This window comes from Erwinia oleae (assembly GCF_000770305.1).
In the GTDB taxonomy this organism is placed as follows: Bacteria; Pseudomonadota; Gammaproteobacteria; order Enterobacterales; family Enterobacteriaceae; genus Erwinia; species Erwinia oleae.
Window position 1 is genome coordinate 1 of the sequence record NZ_JNVB01000017.1, and the last position, 15,966, is coordinate 15,966.

General features: G+C 56.7%; 17 protein-coding genes. 12 read left to right on the plus strand and 5 right to left on the minus strand.

The window, feature by feature from the left end:
• Together GS12_RS07620 and clpS are read right to left on the minus strand one after the other, a co-directional pair.
• On the minus strand, window positions 1-1,427 hold a 1,427-nt coding region (locus tag GS12_RS07620), incomplete at its 3' end, for a Clp protease N-terminal domain-containing protein (RefSeq protein ID WP_034945566.1).
• Window positions 1,428-1,455: 28 nt separating this feature from the next.
• Complete coding sequence (gene clpS / locus GS12_RS07625; RefSeq protein WP_034913765.1) at window positions 1,456-1,776, minus strand: ATP-dependent Clp protease adapter ClpS; 321 nt, start codon at window positions 1,774-1,776, stop codon at window positions 1,456-1,458.
• 316 nt (window positions 1,777-2,092) lie between these two features.
• On the opposite strand from clpS, the gene cspD reads away from it, so the two are divergent.
• From cspD to ltaE, 6 genes are all read left to right on the plus strand, one after another.
• Window positions 2,093-2,320 carry a cold shock-like protein CspD gene (gene cspD / locus GS12_RS07630; protein ID WP_034913763.1) on the plus strand — a complete coding sequence of 76 codons (228 nt, stop codon included), beginning with the start codon at window positions 2,093-2,095 and terminating at the stop codon, window positions 2,318-2,320.
• A 369-nt stretch (window positions 2,321-2,689) separates the two neighbouring features.
• Complete coding sequence (locus tag GS12_RS07635; RefSeq protein ID WP_034945569.1) at window positions 2,690-4,198, plus strand: bifunctional metallophosphatase/5'-nucleotidase; 1,509 nt, start codon at window positions 2,690-2,692, stop codon at window positions 4,196-4,198.
• Between the two features lie 119 nt (window positions 4,199-4,317).
• Window positions 4,318-5,217 (plus strand): lysine exporter LysO family protein, encoded by a 900-nt coding sequence (locus GS12_RS07640; protein ID WP_034945572.1) that lies wholly within the window; start codon window positions 4,318-4,320, stop codon window positions 5,215-5,217.
• Window positions 5,218-5,339: 122 nt separating this feature from the next.
• Complete coding sequence (gene hcp / locus GS12_RS07645) at window positions 5,340-6,986, plus strand: hydroxylamine reductase (RefSeq protein WP_034945575.1); 1,647 nt, start codon at window positions 5,340-5,342, stop codon at window positions 6,984-6,986.
• An 11-nt stretch (window positions 6,987-6,997) separates the two neighbouring features.
• Window positions 6,998-7,984 (plus strand): NADH oxidoreductase, encoded by a 987-nt coding sequence (gene hcr, locus GS12_RS07650; protein WP_034945577.1) that lies wholly within the window; start codon window positions 6,998-7,000, stop codon window positions 7,982-7,984.
• Window positions 7,985-8,111: 127 nt separating this feature from the next.
• On the plus strand, window positions 8,112-9,113 hold the full coding sequence (gene ltaE, locus GS12_RS07655; protein WP_034913751.1) for a low-specificity L-threonine aldolase: 1,002 nt from the start codon (window positions 8,112-8,114) through the stop codon (window positions 9,111-9,113).
• Between the two features lie 4 nt (window positions 9,114-9,117).
• Here the strand turns inward: ltaE and GS12_RS07660 are convergent, their stop codons facing one another.
• Window positions 9,118-9,918: an N-acetylmuramoyl-L-alanine amidase gene (locus tag GS12_RS07660; protein ID WP_235421111.1), complete on the minus strand. Its 801-nt coding sequence runs from the start codon at window positions 9,916-9,918 to the stop codon at window positions 9,118-9,120.
• A gap of 23 nt (window positions 9,919-9,941) precedes the next feature.
• Entirely contained in the window at window positions 9,942-10,262 is a 321-nt protein-coding gene (locus tag GS12_RS07665; protein ID WP_034913747.1) for a heavy metal-binding domain-containing protein, read from the minus strand.
• 98 nt (window positions 10,263-10,360) lie between these two features.
• Here GS12_RS07665 and GS12_RS07670 point away from each other — a divergent pair, with 98 nt between their 5' ends.
• The 6 genes from GS12_RS07670 to GS12_RS07695 all read left to right on the plus strand — a co-directional run bounded on the left by GS12_RS07670 (window position 10,361) and on the right by GS12_RS07695 (window position 14,793).
• Window positions 10,361-10,894 (plus strand): lipoprotein, encoded by a 534-nt coding sequence (locus tag GS12_RS07670; protein WP_034913745.1) that lies wholly within the window; start codon window positions 10,361-10,363, stop codon window positions 10,892-10,894.
• 166 nt (window positions 10,895-11,060) lie between these two features.
• A complete protein-coding gene (gene artP / locus GS12_RS07675; RefSeq protein ID WP_034945583.1) occupies window positions 11,061-11,789 on the plus strand; it encodes an arginine ABC transporter ATP-binding protein ArtP in 729 nt (242 codons plus the stop codon).
• Window positions 11,790-11,803: 14 nt separating this feature from the next.
• Window positions 11,804-12,535 carry an arginine ABC transporter substrate-binding protein gene (gene artJ / locus GS12_RS07680; RefSeq protein ID WP_034945586.1) on the plus strand — a complete coding sequence of 244 codons (732 nt, stop codon included), beginning with the start codon at window positions 11,804-11,806 and terminating at the stop codon, window positions 12,533-12,535.
• Window positions 12,536-12,541: 6 nt separating this feature from the next.
• Entirely contained in the window at window positions 12,542-13,261 is a 720-nt protein-coding gene (gene artQ, locus GS12_RS07685; protein WP_034945588.1) for an arginine ABC transporter permease ArtQ, read from the plus strand.
• Window positions 13,258-13,926: an arginine ABC transporter permease ArtM gene (gene artM / locus GS12_RS07690; protein WP_034945593.1), complete on the plus strand. Its 669-nt coding sequence runs from the start codon at window positions 13,258-13,260 to the stop codon at window positions 13,924-13,926. Before artQ ends, artM begins: the two co-directional genes overlap by 4 nt.
• Window positions 13,927-14,055: 129 nt before the next feature.
• A complete protein-coding gene (locus GS12_RS07695; RefSeq protein ID WP_034913733.1) occupies window positions 14,056-14,793 on the plus strand; it encodes a transporter substrate-binding domain-containing protein in 738 nt (245 codons plus the stop codon).
• Here the strand turns inward: GS12_RS07695 and rlmC are convergent.
• Complete coding sequence (gene rlmC / locus GS12_RS07700; RefSeq protein WP_034945658.1) at window positions 14,784-15,917, minus strand: 23S rRNA (uracil(747)-C(5))-methyltransferase RlmC; 1,134 nt, start codon at window positions 15,915-15,917, stop codon at window positions 14,784-14,786. The two genes, GS12_RS07695 and rlmC, sit on opposite strands and share 10 nt — an antisense overlap.
• Between the last annotated feature and the right edge of the window lie 49 nt (window positions 15,918-15,966).

The window sequence follows — 15,966 nt, forward strand, 5'->3', positions numbered from 1 at the left end:
CTCATTTTGATCGCTTCGGTTAACGCTTCAATCGCATTGTCCTGACCAAACACCAGCATTTTCAGACGTTCGCCCAGGGTTTTCAGCGTATCGCGATCGGTCGCAGAAACGCTTTTTTCTGGAATACGCGCGATGCGAGCGACCACGGATTCGATATCCGCCACGTTGACCGTTTTCTTGCGTTTGCTGACCGGCATCAAACGCGCACGTGCGCCTGCTTCATCAATAACGTCAATGGCCTTATCGGGCAGATGACGATCGTTGATGTACTTCACCGCCAGCTCAACGGCAGCCCGTACCGCCTTCGCCGTATAACGCACATCGTGATGCGCTTCGTACTTCGGCTTGAGGCCGTTCAGGATCTGCACGGTCTCATCCACCGACGGCTCGGTAATGTCGATTTTCTGGAACCGGCGCGCCAGCGCACGATCTTTTTCAAAAATGTTGCTGAATTCCTGATAGGTGGTTGAACCCATCACGCGAATTTTACCGCTTGAGAGCAGCGGCTTGATCAGGTTTGCCGCGTCGACCTGGCCGCCTGAAGCCGCGCCTGCACCGATGATGGTATGGATCTCATCAATGAACAGAATGCTGCTGTTGTCCTGCTCAAGCTGCTTCAGCAATGCCTTGAAGCGTTTTTCAAAGTCGCCGCGATATTTGGTGCCCGCCAACAGTGAGCCAATATCCAGTGAATAGATGGTGGCGTCTTTCATCACTTCAGGCACTTCGCCCTGCACGATACGCCAGGCAAGCCCCTCGGCAATGGCGGTTTTCCCGACGCCGGACTCACCCACCAGCAGCGGGTTGTTTTTACGGCGACGGCAAAGCACCTGGACAGTGCGCTCAAGCTCTTTATCACGCCCGATGAGCGGATCGATACCGCCGACGCGAGCAAGCTGATTGAGATTGGTGGTGAAGTTTTCCATACGATCCTCCCCGCCTGCCTGCTCTTCGTTAACAGGATTTTCCGCGCCTGAGGCGGGCCCTGACTCGTCTTTACGCGTACCATGGGAAATAAAGTTCACTACGTCCAGACGGCTGATTTCATGCTTGCGCAGCAGATAAGCGGCCTGAGACTCCTGCTCGCTAAATATCGCGACCAGCACGTTGGCGCCCGCAACTTCGCTGCGGCCGGAGGACTGTACGTGGAATACTGCGCGCTGTAATACGCGCTGGAAACTGAGCGTAGGCTGCGTGTCACGCTCTTCTTCGCTGACCGGCAAGACCGGGGTGGTTTGTTCAATAAAGGCTTCGAGCTCCTGCCGAAGCGCTACGATATCGACTGAACAGGCTTCAAGCGCCTCTCTGGCCGACGGGTTACTGAGCAAAGCCAGCAACAGATGCTCGACGGTCATAAATTCATGACGGTGCTCACGCGCTCTGGCGAAAGCCATATTTAAACTGAGTTCCAGTTCTTGATTGAGCATTGGCACCTCCCCCAATTGATTGCCTTATTCAGGCTTTTTCAAGCGTACACAGCAATGGATGCTCGTTCTCCCTGGCATACTTATTGACATGTGCAACTTTCGTTTCCGCCACTTCGGCGGTAAAAACGCCGCAAATTGCCTTTCCCTGATAATGAACGGTAAGCATCAACTGTGTTGCACGTTCAACATCATAAGAAAAGAACTTTTGCAGTACGTCAATAACAAATTCCATAGGTGTATAATCGTCATTATTTAAAATAACTTTATACATCGAAGGTGGCTTAAGGCCTTCACGCAATTTGTCTTCTGCAAGCTGTTCAAAATTAAGCCAGTCGTTAGTCTTTCCCATACGTACCCAATTTGATAACGCTGCCAGCAAACGTCAGCGGGCAAATGACAGGTTAAGTTTAACACACCTCAACTGCTGGCTCTCGCCGAGAGTTCTGGTCGACAACATCACGCTAAGCGACCTTTATCACAAAATTTGCAATAGCGTTAACTACCTCAAATTTTGACGATTTTATCCCGTCCTGACGTCCCCATTTGCTTGACGCTCCATGCCATTTCTCTACAGTACTGGCATGAGTTGGACGTAACTTAACCAGCTCAGGAGCTGTACGCTTTATCACCTCACCTACCTGAACGACTTATGAGAGATGTTAAGCATGGAGACGGGTACTGTTAAATGGTTTAATAACGCCAAAGGTTTCGGCTTTATCTGCCCCATTGGCGGCGGCGAAGACATTTTCGCCCACTACTCAACAATCCAGATGGACGGCTACCGAACGCTAAAAGCCGGGCAACAGGTTCAGTTTGATGTGCATCAGGGGCCGAAAGGCAATCATGCCAGCCTTATCATCCCGGTTGAAATGGCCCTGGCAGCCAGTGCCTGACCTCAATCACACTCATTCTGAACAACCCCGAAGTAAAATGCCAGCCAACCATGCTGGCATTTTTATGCCTCTCCTGCCCGCCAGAACATAGTTTGGGATAGCCGCTCTTTTTTCAACCCTTTGACACGCCGCACGCCCTTCTCCTTTGCCGCTTGCCTGGCCAAAGCAACCCTGTTAATGTCCGGTCAGGCTGGGTAGTTATTGAATTTTCAAGCTAAACCATTTGCTTATCAACCGCGCACCTCCGTTGATAAGCAAATGGTTTTTTTATATCTGGCATGCCGAAAAAGCACATTTGGTTAAGGTGCTGATTACCCCACCGGACAAGCCGACTGCCAGCAAGGACATTATCATTACAAGGAGTAGCGTATGCATTTTCAATACCGGATAAAATCTATTGCAGCAATAGCCCTGCTGCTGACGCTTTCGATCATTATCGCAACGCCTGCCGCCGCAGAGGCCGAAATTTACCTTGTGCACACCAACGACGTTCACGGCCATGTAGATATCGAACCCTTCGTTAAAGGCTATGTTGATAAGCTGAAAAGCGAAGGCAAGCAGGTCGTGACCCTCTCCGCCGGTGATGCATTTGCCGGGGTGCCCTTTGCGTCACTGAGCAAAGGGCTGGACGTGGCCAGGGTAATGAACACAGCGGGCTACGAGATGATGGTGCTGGGAAATCATGAATACGCTATGGAGGCCGACTGGCTGAGCGGTATTTTTGATGCGGTAAACTTCCCCATTCTGGGTGCCAACGCGCCGGATACCCTGCGCGCCGCGCTGCCGGCGCCAGGCGACTACCTGATTAAAAATGTTAATGGCGTTAAAATCGCTTTCCTGGGGCTGACCACTTCGCCCGTCGCCGCAGGCTTTCCTGAGAAAACGCTGCGCGTTGCTGAACGCCTGCATCAGGAGACGCGGCGCCAGGGTGCAACCGTCTTTATTGCCGTTGCGCACCTGGGCGTCACCGACGCCGACCCCACGATGCGCAGCACATGGCTGGCGGAAAAGGCCCCCTGGCTGACGGCGATTATCGACGGCCATTGTCATACGCTGCACAAGAATGGGTTAATGCATAACGGCGTGCTGATTGCCGAAGCGGGCGAATATGGGCAATACCTCGGCGTGGTCAAACTGACGCTGCGCGACGATGTGGTGGAGGAGAAAACGGCCAGCACCCTCTCGCTTGCGGCGCTGCGGCAGAGCAAAACTGTGGTACCTGACAACACCGTGCGCGCCATCATTGACGAGGTGAACACCCGCAATCAGCAACAGCTCGCGGAAGTGGTGTTTACCACGCCGGTTAAACTGGTAGGCGAACGCCATCGGGTGCGATCGCAGGAGACCAATTTAGGCGATCTGGTCGCCGATGCCTATCGTGCAGCTACGGCGGCGGATGTCGCCTTCGCTGCGGGCGTGACAATCCGGCGGGATATTGCGCCCGGCCCGGTCACGCGCGCAACGTTGCTCAGCACGCTGGGCTCGGAACAGCCGCTGTGTAAATTCAGCTTTACCGGCGCACAACTGAAAGAGATGATTGAATACACCCTGGCGGCCTGGCCAGCGGTGAGTATCCATTTTCAGCAGGTTTCAGGCGTCAACGTAAAATTTGATCCCAGCAGGAAAAGCGGCGATCGCATCGTTCAACTCACGCTGGAAAAGGGCGAAAAAGTGCGTCCTGATGCCGTTTATCAGGTGGCGACGCGGAAAGACATGCTGGTGATCCAGCGCTTCATCGCGGCTGACGCGCCGCTGCGCTGTGAAGCGCACGACAGCGTCTATCCGGCCTTTATCCGCTACGTTAATTCAGGGATTACGATTCGCGACGGCAGCGCCAGTCGGCTGCAACCTGTCAGCGCGGCGCGGCCCTCTCATTAATCGCTACCCCGCGCCGCGTGGATTACGCGCGGTGCATTTTTTTACCCAATAATTAACGGTTTACTGCGCATCCTTTTTTGGTTAGCGTGTCGGCAAATTCTCAAACGGACGCGCCACACATGTATTCAGGACTGTTAATCATCCTTCTTCCTCTGTTTATTGGCTATCTGCTGCCGCCTTCCGGCGCGGCACGCATGCGGATGGTAAATAAAGTGCTCGGCTGGATGGTTTACATCATTCTGTTTTTCATGGGCATCAGCCTGGCGTTTATTGACGATCTCGGCCAGAGCCTGCTGGCTATTCTGCGCTACAGCCTGGTTAGCGCCACCTGCATTCTGATCTGTAACGTTCTGGCGCTGCGTCTTCTGGAAGCACGCCACCCGTGGCGGCACGCGCAGCAGCCTGAGGCGCTGCCGTCACGGCTGCGTATGGCGCTGGAGTCGGTTAAATTGTGCGGCGTGGTTGCCGCCGGTTTTTGTCTTGGCCTGAGCCGCTGGACGCCGCTCACCTTCGCCAGTCAGATCGGCGAATATGCCCTGCTGCTGCTGCTTTTCCTGGTGGGCCTTCAACTGCGCGGCAACGGCATGACTGTACGGCAAATCGTGCTCAACCGACGCGGCATGCAGGTGGCGCTGGTGGTTGTCTTCAGCGCGCTGGCAGGCGGCATAATCGCTTCGTTAGCGCTTGGCCTGCCGCTGCGCACCGGGCTGGCGCTGGCGTCCGGTTTTGGCTGGTATTCACTTTCCGGCATCATGATGACCGAGTCATTCGGCCCGGTGATCGGCAGCGCCGCCTTTTTTAACGACCTGCTGCGGGAGCTGCTGGCGATTATGCTTATTCCGTCGCTGATCCGCCGCCATCGCGCCAGTGCGCTGGGCCTGTGCGGCGCAACCTCGATGGATTTCACTCTGCCTGTGCTGCAACGCAGCGGCGGCATGGAGATTGTCTCCGCCGCTATCGTCCACGGCTTTATCCTCAGCCTGATTGCGCCGCTGCTGATGGCGCTCTTTTCTGCCTGATCGGCATTTTGTTTGCGCCAGATCAAACTCACTTCTGATTCTGCATACCGCCACTTTTCACAGGCGGTATTTGCTCATAGCATAAAGTTGCATTTAAAATACAACTTTAAAAAGGCAACATTATGTTTTGCGTTCAATGTGAGCAAACAATCAGAACTCCCGAGGGCAACGGCTGTTCATGGGCCCAGGGCATGTGCGGCAAAACGGCACAGACGTCCGATCTACAGGACCTGCTGATTGCCGTCCTTCAGGGGCTTTCTGCCTGGGCCGTGGAAGCGCGGCGTCATGGCATCATCATTCATGAGGTCGACAGCTTTGCGCCGCAGGCATTCTTTGCCACGCTGACTAACGTCAATTTTGACTCTCAGCGCATCGTTGATTATGCCACTACCGCTATCGCCTGGCGCGAGCGGTTGAAAACGCTGTGCCTCAACGCGCAGCTTCCGAACAGCTTCACGCATCCGATGGCGGAACTGTCGCTGGTCAGTCACGATTTGGATGCGCTGCAAAAACAGGCCGCCGACTTTGCGCTGAATCGCGATGAAGAAGATGAAGATATCCTTGGCGTGCGTCTGCTCTGCCTCTACGGCCTGAAAGGCGCAGCGGCCTATATGGAACATGCGCACGTGCATGGCCGCTACGATGAAAAGGTTTATCAGCACTATCACGAGATTATGGCGTGGCTCGGCACGCAACCTAACCAGCTGAGCGATCTGCTGGATCATGCCATGCAGATCGGCAAAATGAACTTCAGCATCATGGCCATGCTGGATGAAGCGCAGACCACCACCTACGGCGATCCTCAGCCCGTTTCCGTCAATGTGCGCCCGGTGGCCGGTAAAGCGATTCTGATTTCAGGTCACGATCTGAAAGACCTTCAGCTGCTGCTTGAGCAGACCGTGGGTAAAGACATCAACGTGTATACGCACGGCGAGATGCTGCCTGCGCACGGCTATCCGCTGTTAAAACAGTATCCGCACCTGGTGGGCAATTATGGCAGCGGCTGGCAAAACCAGCAGGCGGAATTTGCCCGCTTCCCCGGCCCGATCGTGATGACATCTAACTGCATTATCGATCCGTTTGTCGGTGAATATCAGTCCCGTATCTGGACGCGCAGTATCGTCGGCTGGCCGGGAGTGAATCACCTTGACGGCGAAGACTTCTCGCCGGTTATTGAGCAGGCGCAGGGAATGCCGGGCTTTCCGTGGACGGAGATCCCACACGAAATTACCGTGGGTTTTGGCCGCAAGGTACTTCAGGACGCCAGCGACAGCGTTATCGAACTGGTTGCGCAGCAGAAACTGCGTCACGTCTTTCTGATTGGCGGGTGCGATGGCAGCCGCGAGCAGCGTAGCTACTTCACCGATCTGGCTACCGCTGTACCAAAAGATTGCCTGATCCTCACCCTCGCGTGCGGCAAGTATCGCTTCAACAAGCTCGATTTCGGCACGCTTGAAGGCCTGCCGCGCCTGCTCGACGTTGGACAGTGTAACGACAGCTACGCCGCGATCATGCTGGCCGTGAAGCTGGCGGAAAAACTGAACTGCGGCGTTAATGATTTGCCGCTGTCGCTGGTGCTCTCCTGGTTTGAGCAGAAGGCCATTGTGGTCCTGCTGACGCTGCTGTCGCTGGGCGTGAAAAACATCCGCACCGGCCCAAGCGCGCCGGGCTTCCTCAGCGAAAACGTTATGGCGCTGCTGCAACGCGAATTTGGTCTGGCGCCGGTGACCACCGTCGAAAACGACATTAACGCTATTCTGGCTCACTAAGGAGACCCGTCATGCAATCTCATCCTCTTTGCCCCTGGCGCATGCAGGTTCACCACGTGGTTCAGGAGACGCCGGACGTCTGGACGATCGCGCTGATCAATCACGATTTTTACCGCTGGCAGGCGGGGCAGTTTGCCCTGGTGCAGGTTGGCAAATCGAGCCAGCTGCGCGCCTATACGCTCTCTTCCACGCCGGGCCAGAGCGACTTTATCACGCTGACCGTACGCCATATCGAAGGCGGTAAAGGTTCGCACTGGCTGACGCAGCAGGTTAAGGCGGGCGACTACGTCTGGCTTTCCGATGCGCAGGGCGAGTTTACCTGTGAACAGCATCCGGCCGATCGCTATCTGATGATGGCGGCAGGCTGCGGCATCACGCCGGTGATATCGATGTGCCGCTGGCTGCATGCCCACCGCCCCGACGCGCGCGTCACGCTCTGCTACAGCGTGCGTTCAGAGCAGGACGTGATTTTTGCCGATGCGCTCCGCGCAATGCAGCCGTGGATGGCGCTGGAGCTGGTGGTGGAAAACAGACCCACCGCCGATCTGCCTGAAGGACGCATCACGCGCGAGCGGCTGAAGGCGCTGGTGCCCGATATGACGCAGCGTACGGTGATGATCTGCGGGCCAGCCGCTTACATGCAGCAGGTAGAGGGCTTCGCCCGTGAACTGGGCGCGGCGGAAATCTGCCTTGAACAGTTTACGCCTGCCGACAGCAGCGTGACTGAAGCAGACGCGGCGGAACATACGCTGCGTTCAGCAACGAAGGCTGAGGTCGGGATCTTTAACGCAGGTGAAACGCTGCTTGACGCACTGGAGAAAAACCAGTTTGCCGTTGATGCCGCCTGCCGCGCCGGCGTGTGTGGCTGCTGTAAGACACAGATCCTCAGCGGCGAGTACCGTACCGACAGTACGCAAACGCTCAGTGCTGAAGAGATTGCGGCCGGCTACGTACTGGCCTGTCGCTGTCATCCTGCCAGCGATATCGTTATCGCCTGACGCTTACCAGGCGGGGTGGCCCCCGCCTGCCTTTCTCCGGCCTGTCGCCTGTTGCTCCTGATGACGCTGGTAAAAAATCACCGCCTGCGGTAAAACATCGACAGTTTTGCTTAAAAGGAGCGCAAAAGTGATCGATTTACGCAGTGATACCGTCACCCGTCCCTCTGCGGCGATGCTGGCCGCCATGATGGCTGCCGAAACCGGCGATGATGTCTATGGCGACGACCCGACCGTTAACGCGCTCGAAGCGACGGCAGCGCGCCTGAGCGGCAAGGAAGCGGCCCTTTTTCTTCCCAGCGGCACCCAGGCGAACCTGGTCGCCCTGCTCTGTCACTGCCAGCGCGGCGAGGAGTACATCGTCGGTCAGCTTGCCCATAACTACAAATATGAGGCGGGCGGCGCGGCGGTTCTGGGCAGCATTCAACCACAGCCGGTTACGGCCGCGGCGGACGGTTCGCTGCCGCTCGACGTTGTGGCGCAGTTTATCAAGCCGGACGACATGCACTTTGCGATAACAAAACTGCTCAGCCTTGAAAACACCTGGAACGGCAGCGTGCTGCCGCTGCGCTACCTTGAAGAGGCTTATGCGTTCACGCGCGAGCGCGGGCTGGCGCTGCACATCGACGGCGCGCGTATTTTTAACGCCGCCGTTGCGCTCGGCGTCGGCCTGGAAGAGATCGCCCGCTATTGCGATACGCTGACCATCTGCCTCTCGAAAGGCCTGGGCGCGCCGGTCGGTTCGCTGCTGTGCGGCAGTACGGAGTACATCAAACGCGCCCGCCGCTGGCGCAAAATGACCGGCGGCGCCATGCGTCAGGCCGGGATTCTGGCCGCAGCGGGTCTTTACGCGCTGGAACATAACGTGGTGCGGCTGAAGGACGATCATGACAACGCCGCGTGGCTGGCAGAACGGCTGCGCGAGGCTGGCGTGGAGGTTTCACGTCAGGATACCAACATGGTGTTTGTTCGCGTGCCGCCGGAACAGGTTGAGCCGCTCGCCGCGTGGATGCGCGAGCGCGACATTCGGCTCAGCGCCGGCCCGGTCACGCGCCTGGTCACCCATCTGGACATCAGTCGTGACGCGCTGGAAACGCTGGTGGCGGCGTGGCAGGCCTTTCTGCGCCGCTGAGGGTTTATTCCGCGCTGTATTTTTCCAGTAGCGCCAGGACGATCGCCTCGCTTTCAGCATCGGCCAGGCCGCGATAGTCGCGCGGCCGGAAGTGCATCTGAAAGGCGGCGATGGTTTTTTGCTGCTGCCGCGCGCTCATCGCAGGCGCGATCTCATAGCCATAACGCGCCAGCAGGCCGAGCAGGCGTTGCCGATCCACCGGCTGCATGGGCGCACGTCCCGCCAGATAGAACGTCACGCGATCGGCATCGGGCCATGCGCCGATGCCTTCCGCCGCCAGCCATTGCCAGGGAAACAACGGGCCGGGATCCTGCTTGCGCTGCGCGGCGATATCGCTGTGCCCCACCACGTTTTGCGGCCTGATGCCGTAGCGCAAAATGATGTCGCGCATCAGCGGCATCAACGCAGCCATTTGCGGCTGCGGGAAAGGAAACCAGACGCGTCCCGCTGCGGTTTTGTGGAAGCCCTGGTTTTCCAGTTCGATGCCGATGGAGGTGTCATTGATGCGCGTTGCGCCGCGCCAGTAGCTGGCGCCCGCATGCCAGGCAAGCTCCGTTTCCGGCACCAGCCTGAGTAACACCGGCCGACCGCTCTTTTCCGGCGGCGAGGCCGGGATCAGATAGTGCGCGCTGACCTCCCGATCGGTCAGCGTGTTCAACGAAGACGCAAAATCGCCAGCGGTATAGTGAATTACCAGCACCTTCACGCGTGGCCGCGCGCCCAGCGCCGGGTGGCGCGTATCCACCACATAGCCGTCGTGCCGCTCGAACCCTTTTGATACGCACGCGGTCAGCAGCAGCGCCATTACCGTCAGCAGCAGAACCCGCATCAGCCAACCTTCACCGCTGTGCCGCTCACGCTCACCATCAGCATGCTGCCGTCTTTGCCGACGGTTTCATAATCGATATCAATGCCGACCACGGCGTTCGCCCCCAGCGCTTTTGCCTGCTCTTCCAGCTCGGCGAAGGCAATTTGCCGCGCTTTGCGCAGCTCTTTTTCATAAGCGCCAGAGCGGCCGCCAACAATGTCGCGAATACCGGCGAAGAAATCACGAAAAATGTTGGCACCCAGAATGGCCTCGCCGGTGACGACGCCGCAGTAATCGCGGATGGCATGACCTTCAAGCGTTGGCGTGGTAGAAAACTTCATTAGTTGCTCCTGTCGGTAATTGTCATAGCCCTTGCGGCTAAGCAAGCGACTATACTGTATGCTAAAAAATGTCATCCAGAAACAATAAGGAAATCAAGATGAAATATCTCGCCGTAATGGCTCCGCTTGCGCTGCTGCTCAGCGCCTGTACCACGGTTGAACCCGCTTATAAGGATATCGGCACCCGCATGGGACCGTGCGTTGACGGCGGCCCGGATACCGTTGCGCAAAAATTCTATGATTTGCGAACCGCGCAGCCTTCACAGGGCCTGCCAGATGCACAACTGCTGGCAAAATATCGCCCTTACCTGAGCGACAAACTTTATCAAACGCTGTTAAAAGCCAGGAGCGAAGGTAAAAGCGATCCGGCGCTGAGCGGCGATATCTTCTCAAGCCTCGCCGCCGGCCCCACTTCTGCCGACGTGGCCGACGCCTCAACCATTCCGAATACCGATGCAAGAAACATTCCGCTGCGCGTCTCGCTAAGCCGTGACGGCAGCAACGGCGCGGAATGGCAGGATGAAGTATTAATGGTGCGGGAAGGCACCTGCTGGACGGTGGATGACATCCGCTATACGCACAATAACGCCCATCTGGAAGGCGGATCGCTCAGCCAGCTGCTGCTGAAATGACGGTAATGCGCGCTTCGGCGCGCGTTATTATGTGCACAAATTGCGCGATTTTGTGCCAGATCATGGCTTCTGTTAATGGCTGAAAATGATTTTTACGCGCGATGATTGCATAACTATGCCGTCAACGTTAAGATTCGCAGCATTAATGGCTATTCACTTTTGACGCATGAGTATTCAACTTAACGGTATCAATTGTTTTTACGGCGCTCATCAGGCGCTTTTTGACATCAATCTGACCTGCCCTGAAGGCGAAACGCTGGTGCTGCTCGGACCGAGCGGCGCTGGCAAGAGTTCGCTATTGCGTGTACTGAACCTGCTGGAGATGCCACGTTCCGGCACCATGAGCATTGCGGGCAGAAATATTGATTTTACCAAAACGCCGTCTGATCCCACCATTCGCGAACTGCGTCAAAATGTTGGCATGGTCTTTCAGCAGTACAACCTCTGGCCGCATCTGACGGTAATGCAGAATCTCACTGAAGCGCCGTGCCGCGTGCTGGGACTGAGCAAAGAACAGGCGCGCGCCCGCGCCGACAAGCTGCTTGAGCGCCTGCGCCTGACCTCTTTTTCCGATCGCTTTCCTCTGCATCTTTCCGGCGGGCAGCAGCAGCGCGTTGCGATTGCGCGCGCGCTGATGATGGAGCCGGCGGTGCTGCTGTTTGATGAACCCACCGCCGCGCTGGACCCGGAGATCACCGCACAAATTGTCTCCATCATTCGTGAACTGTCGCAAACCCATATCACGCAGGTGATCGTCACGCATGAGAAAGAGGTTGCCCGTAAAACCGCCAGTCGCGTGGTGTATATGGAAAACGGCTGCGTGGTCGAGCAGGGCGATGCCAGCCTTTTCACCCGGCCGCAGACCGACGCGTTTGCCCACTATCTTTCGCATTAATTCAGGATATTATGATGAAAAAAACCGTCCTTGCCGCCGTATTAGCCGGTTTAAGCCTGAGCGCAAGCGCCGCACAGACCATCCGTTTTGCCACCGAAGCCTCCTACCCTCCTTTTGAATTTGTTGACTCAAACAATAAAATCCAGGGTTTTGATGTCGATCTGGCTAACGCGCTGTGCCGCGAAATGAATGCAACCTGCACCTTTACCAATCAGGCCTTCGACAGCCTGATCCCCAGCCTGAAATTTCGTCGTTTCGACGCGGTAATGGCCGGTATGGATATCACCCCGGAACGTGAAAAACAGGTGCTGTTTACCAAAGCCGACTATGACAACTCGGCACTGTTTATCGCGCAGAAGGGTAAAGTTGCCTCTGCCGCGGCGCTGAAAGGCAAGCGCGTCGGCGTGCAAAATGGCACCACGCACCAGAAATATCTTGCTGAAAAAATGGCTGACGTCAGTACCGTGCCGTACGACAGCTATCAGAACGCCATTCTCGATCTGAAAAACGGCCGTATTGATGCGGTATTTGGTGATACCGCCGTTGTAAACGCGTGGCTGAAGCAGAACGCCAGCCTGGCGGCGGTGGGCGAAAAAGTAACGGACAAAGCCTACTTCGGCACTGGTTTAGGCATTGCGGTTCGTCAGGGAAATACCCAACTGCAAAGCCAGTTCAACGCCGCGCTGGATAAAATCAAAACCGACGGCACTTATAAAACGCTCTACAGCAAATGGTTTCAGCAGTAACTTTACATGAACGAACTCTATTCACTTGCAGGCGCCGCCGCGATGACGCTCGGCCTTGCGCTTTGCGCGCTGGCGGCAGGCCTGATTCTGGCGATGATCTTTGCCGCCGGTGAGTCTTCCCGCTGGCGACTGCTTTCGTGGCCGACGACGGGCCTGGTCACGCTGTTTCGTGGCCTGCCGGAAATTCTGGTGGTGCTGTTTGTCTATTTCGGCGCTTCACAGCTTTTACTGACGCTTTCAGACGGCTTCAGCCTCAATCTGGGCATTGTTCAGTTCCCGGTGCAGGTCAATATTGAGAATTTTGACGTCAGCCCGTTCCTGTGCGGCGTGATTGCACTCGCTATTCTTTACGCTTCCTATGCTTCGCAGACGCTGCGCGGCGCGCTGAAAGCCGTGCCGGTAGGCCAGTGGGAATCCGGCCGGGCGCTGGGTATAAAGACGTCGGCCTGTTTTTTTCGCCTGATCCTGCCACAAATGTGGCGCCACGCGCTGCCGGGCCTGGGCAATCAATGGCTGGTTCTGCTGAAGGATACGGCGCTGGTTTCGTTAATCAGCGTGAATGATATTATGCTGCAAACCAAAAGCATTGCGGTGCGCACCCAACAACCCTTTACCTGGTATCTGATCGCCGCCGCGGTTTATCTGGTGATTACGCTTTTCAGCCAGCGGATACTGAAGCGCATCGACGCGCGCGCCACCCGTTTTGAGCGGGGACAATCATCATGATGAGCTATCTGCCGGAACTGATGAAGGGGCTGCAAACCAGCCTGACGCTGACGCTCGCCTCACTGCTGCTGGCGCTGCTGTTCGCCCTGCTGTTTACGGTGATTCTGTCGCTGAAAACGCCGCTGTTCAGCCCGTTAGTGCGCGTATGGATCACGCTGTTTACCGGCACGCCGCTACTGGTGCAGATCTTTTTAATCTATTACGGGCCCGGACAGTTTCCTTCAATCCAGTCCATTCCGTGGCTGTGGCATTTCCTGTCGCAGCCCTGGTTCTGCGCCCTGCTGGCGCTCTCACTTAACAGCGCCGCTTACACCACCCTGCTTTTTCACGGCGCGGTACGCGCTATTCCGGCAGGCCAGTGGCACGCCTGTGCCGCGCTGGGCATGGATAGAAAGAGTTCGCTGCGCATTCTGCTTCCGTACGCCTTTAAGCGTGCGCTCTCTTCATATTCCAACGAGGTGGTGCTGGTCTTTAAAAGCACGTCTCTGGCCTATACCATCACCCTGATGGAAGTGATGGGACACGGGCAGCTTCTGTATGGACGCACCTATGACGTGACGGTTTTTGCCGCCGCCGGCCTGATCTATCTCTGCGTAAACGGCATGCTTACGCTGCTGATGCGGCTGATCGAACGTCGCGCGCTGGCGTTTGAACGACGAAATTAATCTCTTTCTGACGGCAGTGATGCCGTCGGAATCGCCCGGAAACAGCCTTTCCTGAGCGGTTAATCTGCGGATAGCCTGCCAGCGTTGTGATGCATAATGGTCGGGTTTTTTACGCAAGGACCGTAGATCATGCACCAACTTGTTCAGATCTTTTTGCTCGCCTGCTTCAGCGTGAATGCGATGGCCGCCGGGACGCTTCGCTTCACCACCAGCGCCACTAATCCGCCGTTTGAGTATTACAACGCTGATAACACGCTGACCGGTTTTGATATTGATCTGGCTGAGGCGATTTGCCAGCGACTGAACGTAACCTGTCAGTTTACCAATAACACCTTTGAGCGGCTGCTCCCCTCGCTGAAATATGAGCACTACGATGCCGCTATCTGCGCGCTGGATATTACCCCTGCCCGACAGGAAGATGTCGACTTTACCGAACCCTATCGCACCAACTCAAGCTCCCTGATTGCCACTAAAGGCCGCTTTCAACACATCAGCCAGCTTGCGGGCAAGCGCGTAGGCGTGGTGAATGGCACCACGCAGCAGGCCTGGCTGGCTGAAGCGCAGCCAGACATTATTGCAGTGAACTACGACAGCTTTCAGAACGCCCTGCTCGACATCAGGCACAATCGGCTTGATGGCATTTTTGGCGACACCTTCTCCATGCGGGAACTGTTCAAGACCAACCCGCAGCTGGCGCAGGTTGGCGAACCTGTCACCGACGGGCGCTACTTTGGCTACGGCATCGGCATTGCGGTACACAAAAATAATACCGCGCTGAAAAACAGCCTTAACAGCGCACTGCAAAGCCTGAAAAAAGACGGCACGCTGGAAAAGTTGAATCGCCGCTGGTTAGGCATTCAGCATTGAATACGCTTCAGCAGCGTCAGTACTTCACTGTGCGCGGTATGAGGAAACATATCAAACAGCTGTACTTTCTCAATGGCGTAATCAGTCAGCAAAGCAATATCACTGGCCATGGTGCTGGCGTTGCAGCTTGAATAAAGGATCCAGGGCGGCGCCATCTCGCTCAGCCAGCGGCAGAGTTCTGCGCCGATGCCGCGTCGTGGTGGATTCACCAGCACCAGATCCGCCACGGCGCCTTCCCCGGTCGCAAAGGCGGTTGAGTCGAGAGCGGCAAAGCTGACGTGTTGTAATCCCATTTGATCCGCCGCGCGTCGCGCGCAGGCAATCGCCTCAGCGCTGATCTCAATACCGGTCAGGCGCATATCCGGCGTAGCGCAGTGCAGGCCAAAACCGCCCACGCCGCAAAACAGATCCCACATGCTGGTCACCGACAGCGCGCTGACCCAGCGGCGAGCGGTGGCATAGAGCGCGGCCGCGACCTGCGGGTTGGTCTGGAAAAAGCTTTGTGGTCGGATCCACAACGGCACGTCATTAAGCTGCTCGGGTAGCGCCTGATGATCGGTCAGAATGATCTCTTCATCACCTTCGAGGATCGCCATAGCGACCGGCTGAATATTCACCGAGATCACCCGCAGCTGCGGCAGCTGCTGCTGAAGCCACGGCAGCGCCCGACGCAGCGCATCCAGTTTGGTTTTCGAGCGCAGGACGAAGCGCAGCATCAGTTCGCCGCTGGCGGCGCTTTCGGTCAGAAGAATAAACTTCAGCTCGCCGCGCCTGCGCACAACGTGATAAGGCGTCAGCCCGGCGCGCGCGATAAACGGTTTGAGCTGCGTAAAAATTGCTTCAAAGGTGTCAGGATAGAGCGGGCAGCCGGTGAGATCCACCGGCGTGCCATCGCGGTGCAGCAGACCTAACAGCGGGCGTTCGACGCTGCCGCTGACCACCATTTTCGCCTTATTGCGAAACTTTTCCTGGGGCGAAGTGACCGGCGGCAGCCACGTTTTAACCGGCTGCTGCGCCAGCAGCGCGTGCAGCTGCGACTGCTTTTGTTCCAGTTGCGTGGTATAGGGAAGCGGCAGCCACTGGCACGAGCGGCAGCGTTCGGCATCATAGAGAGCGCAGTGCATGGCGAAGGTTAAATCCATAAAACATGGTGCGGATTAGCATTATATCACC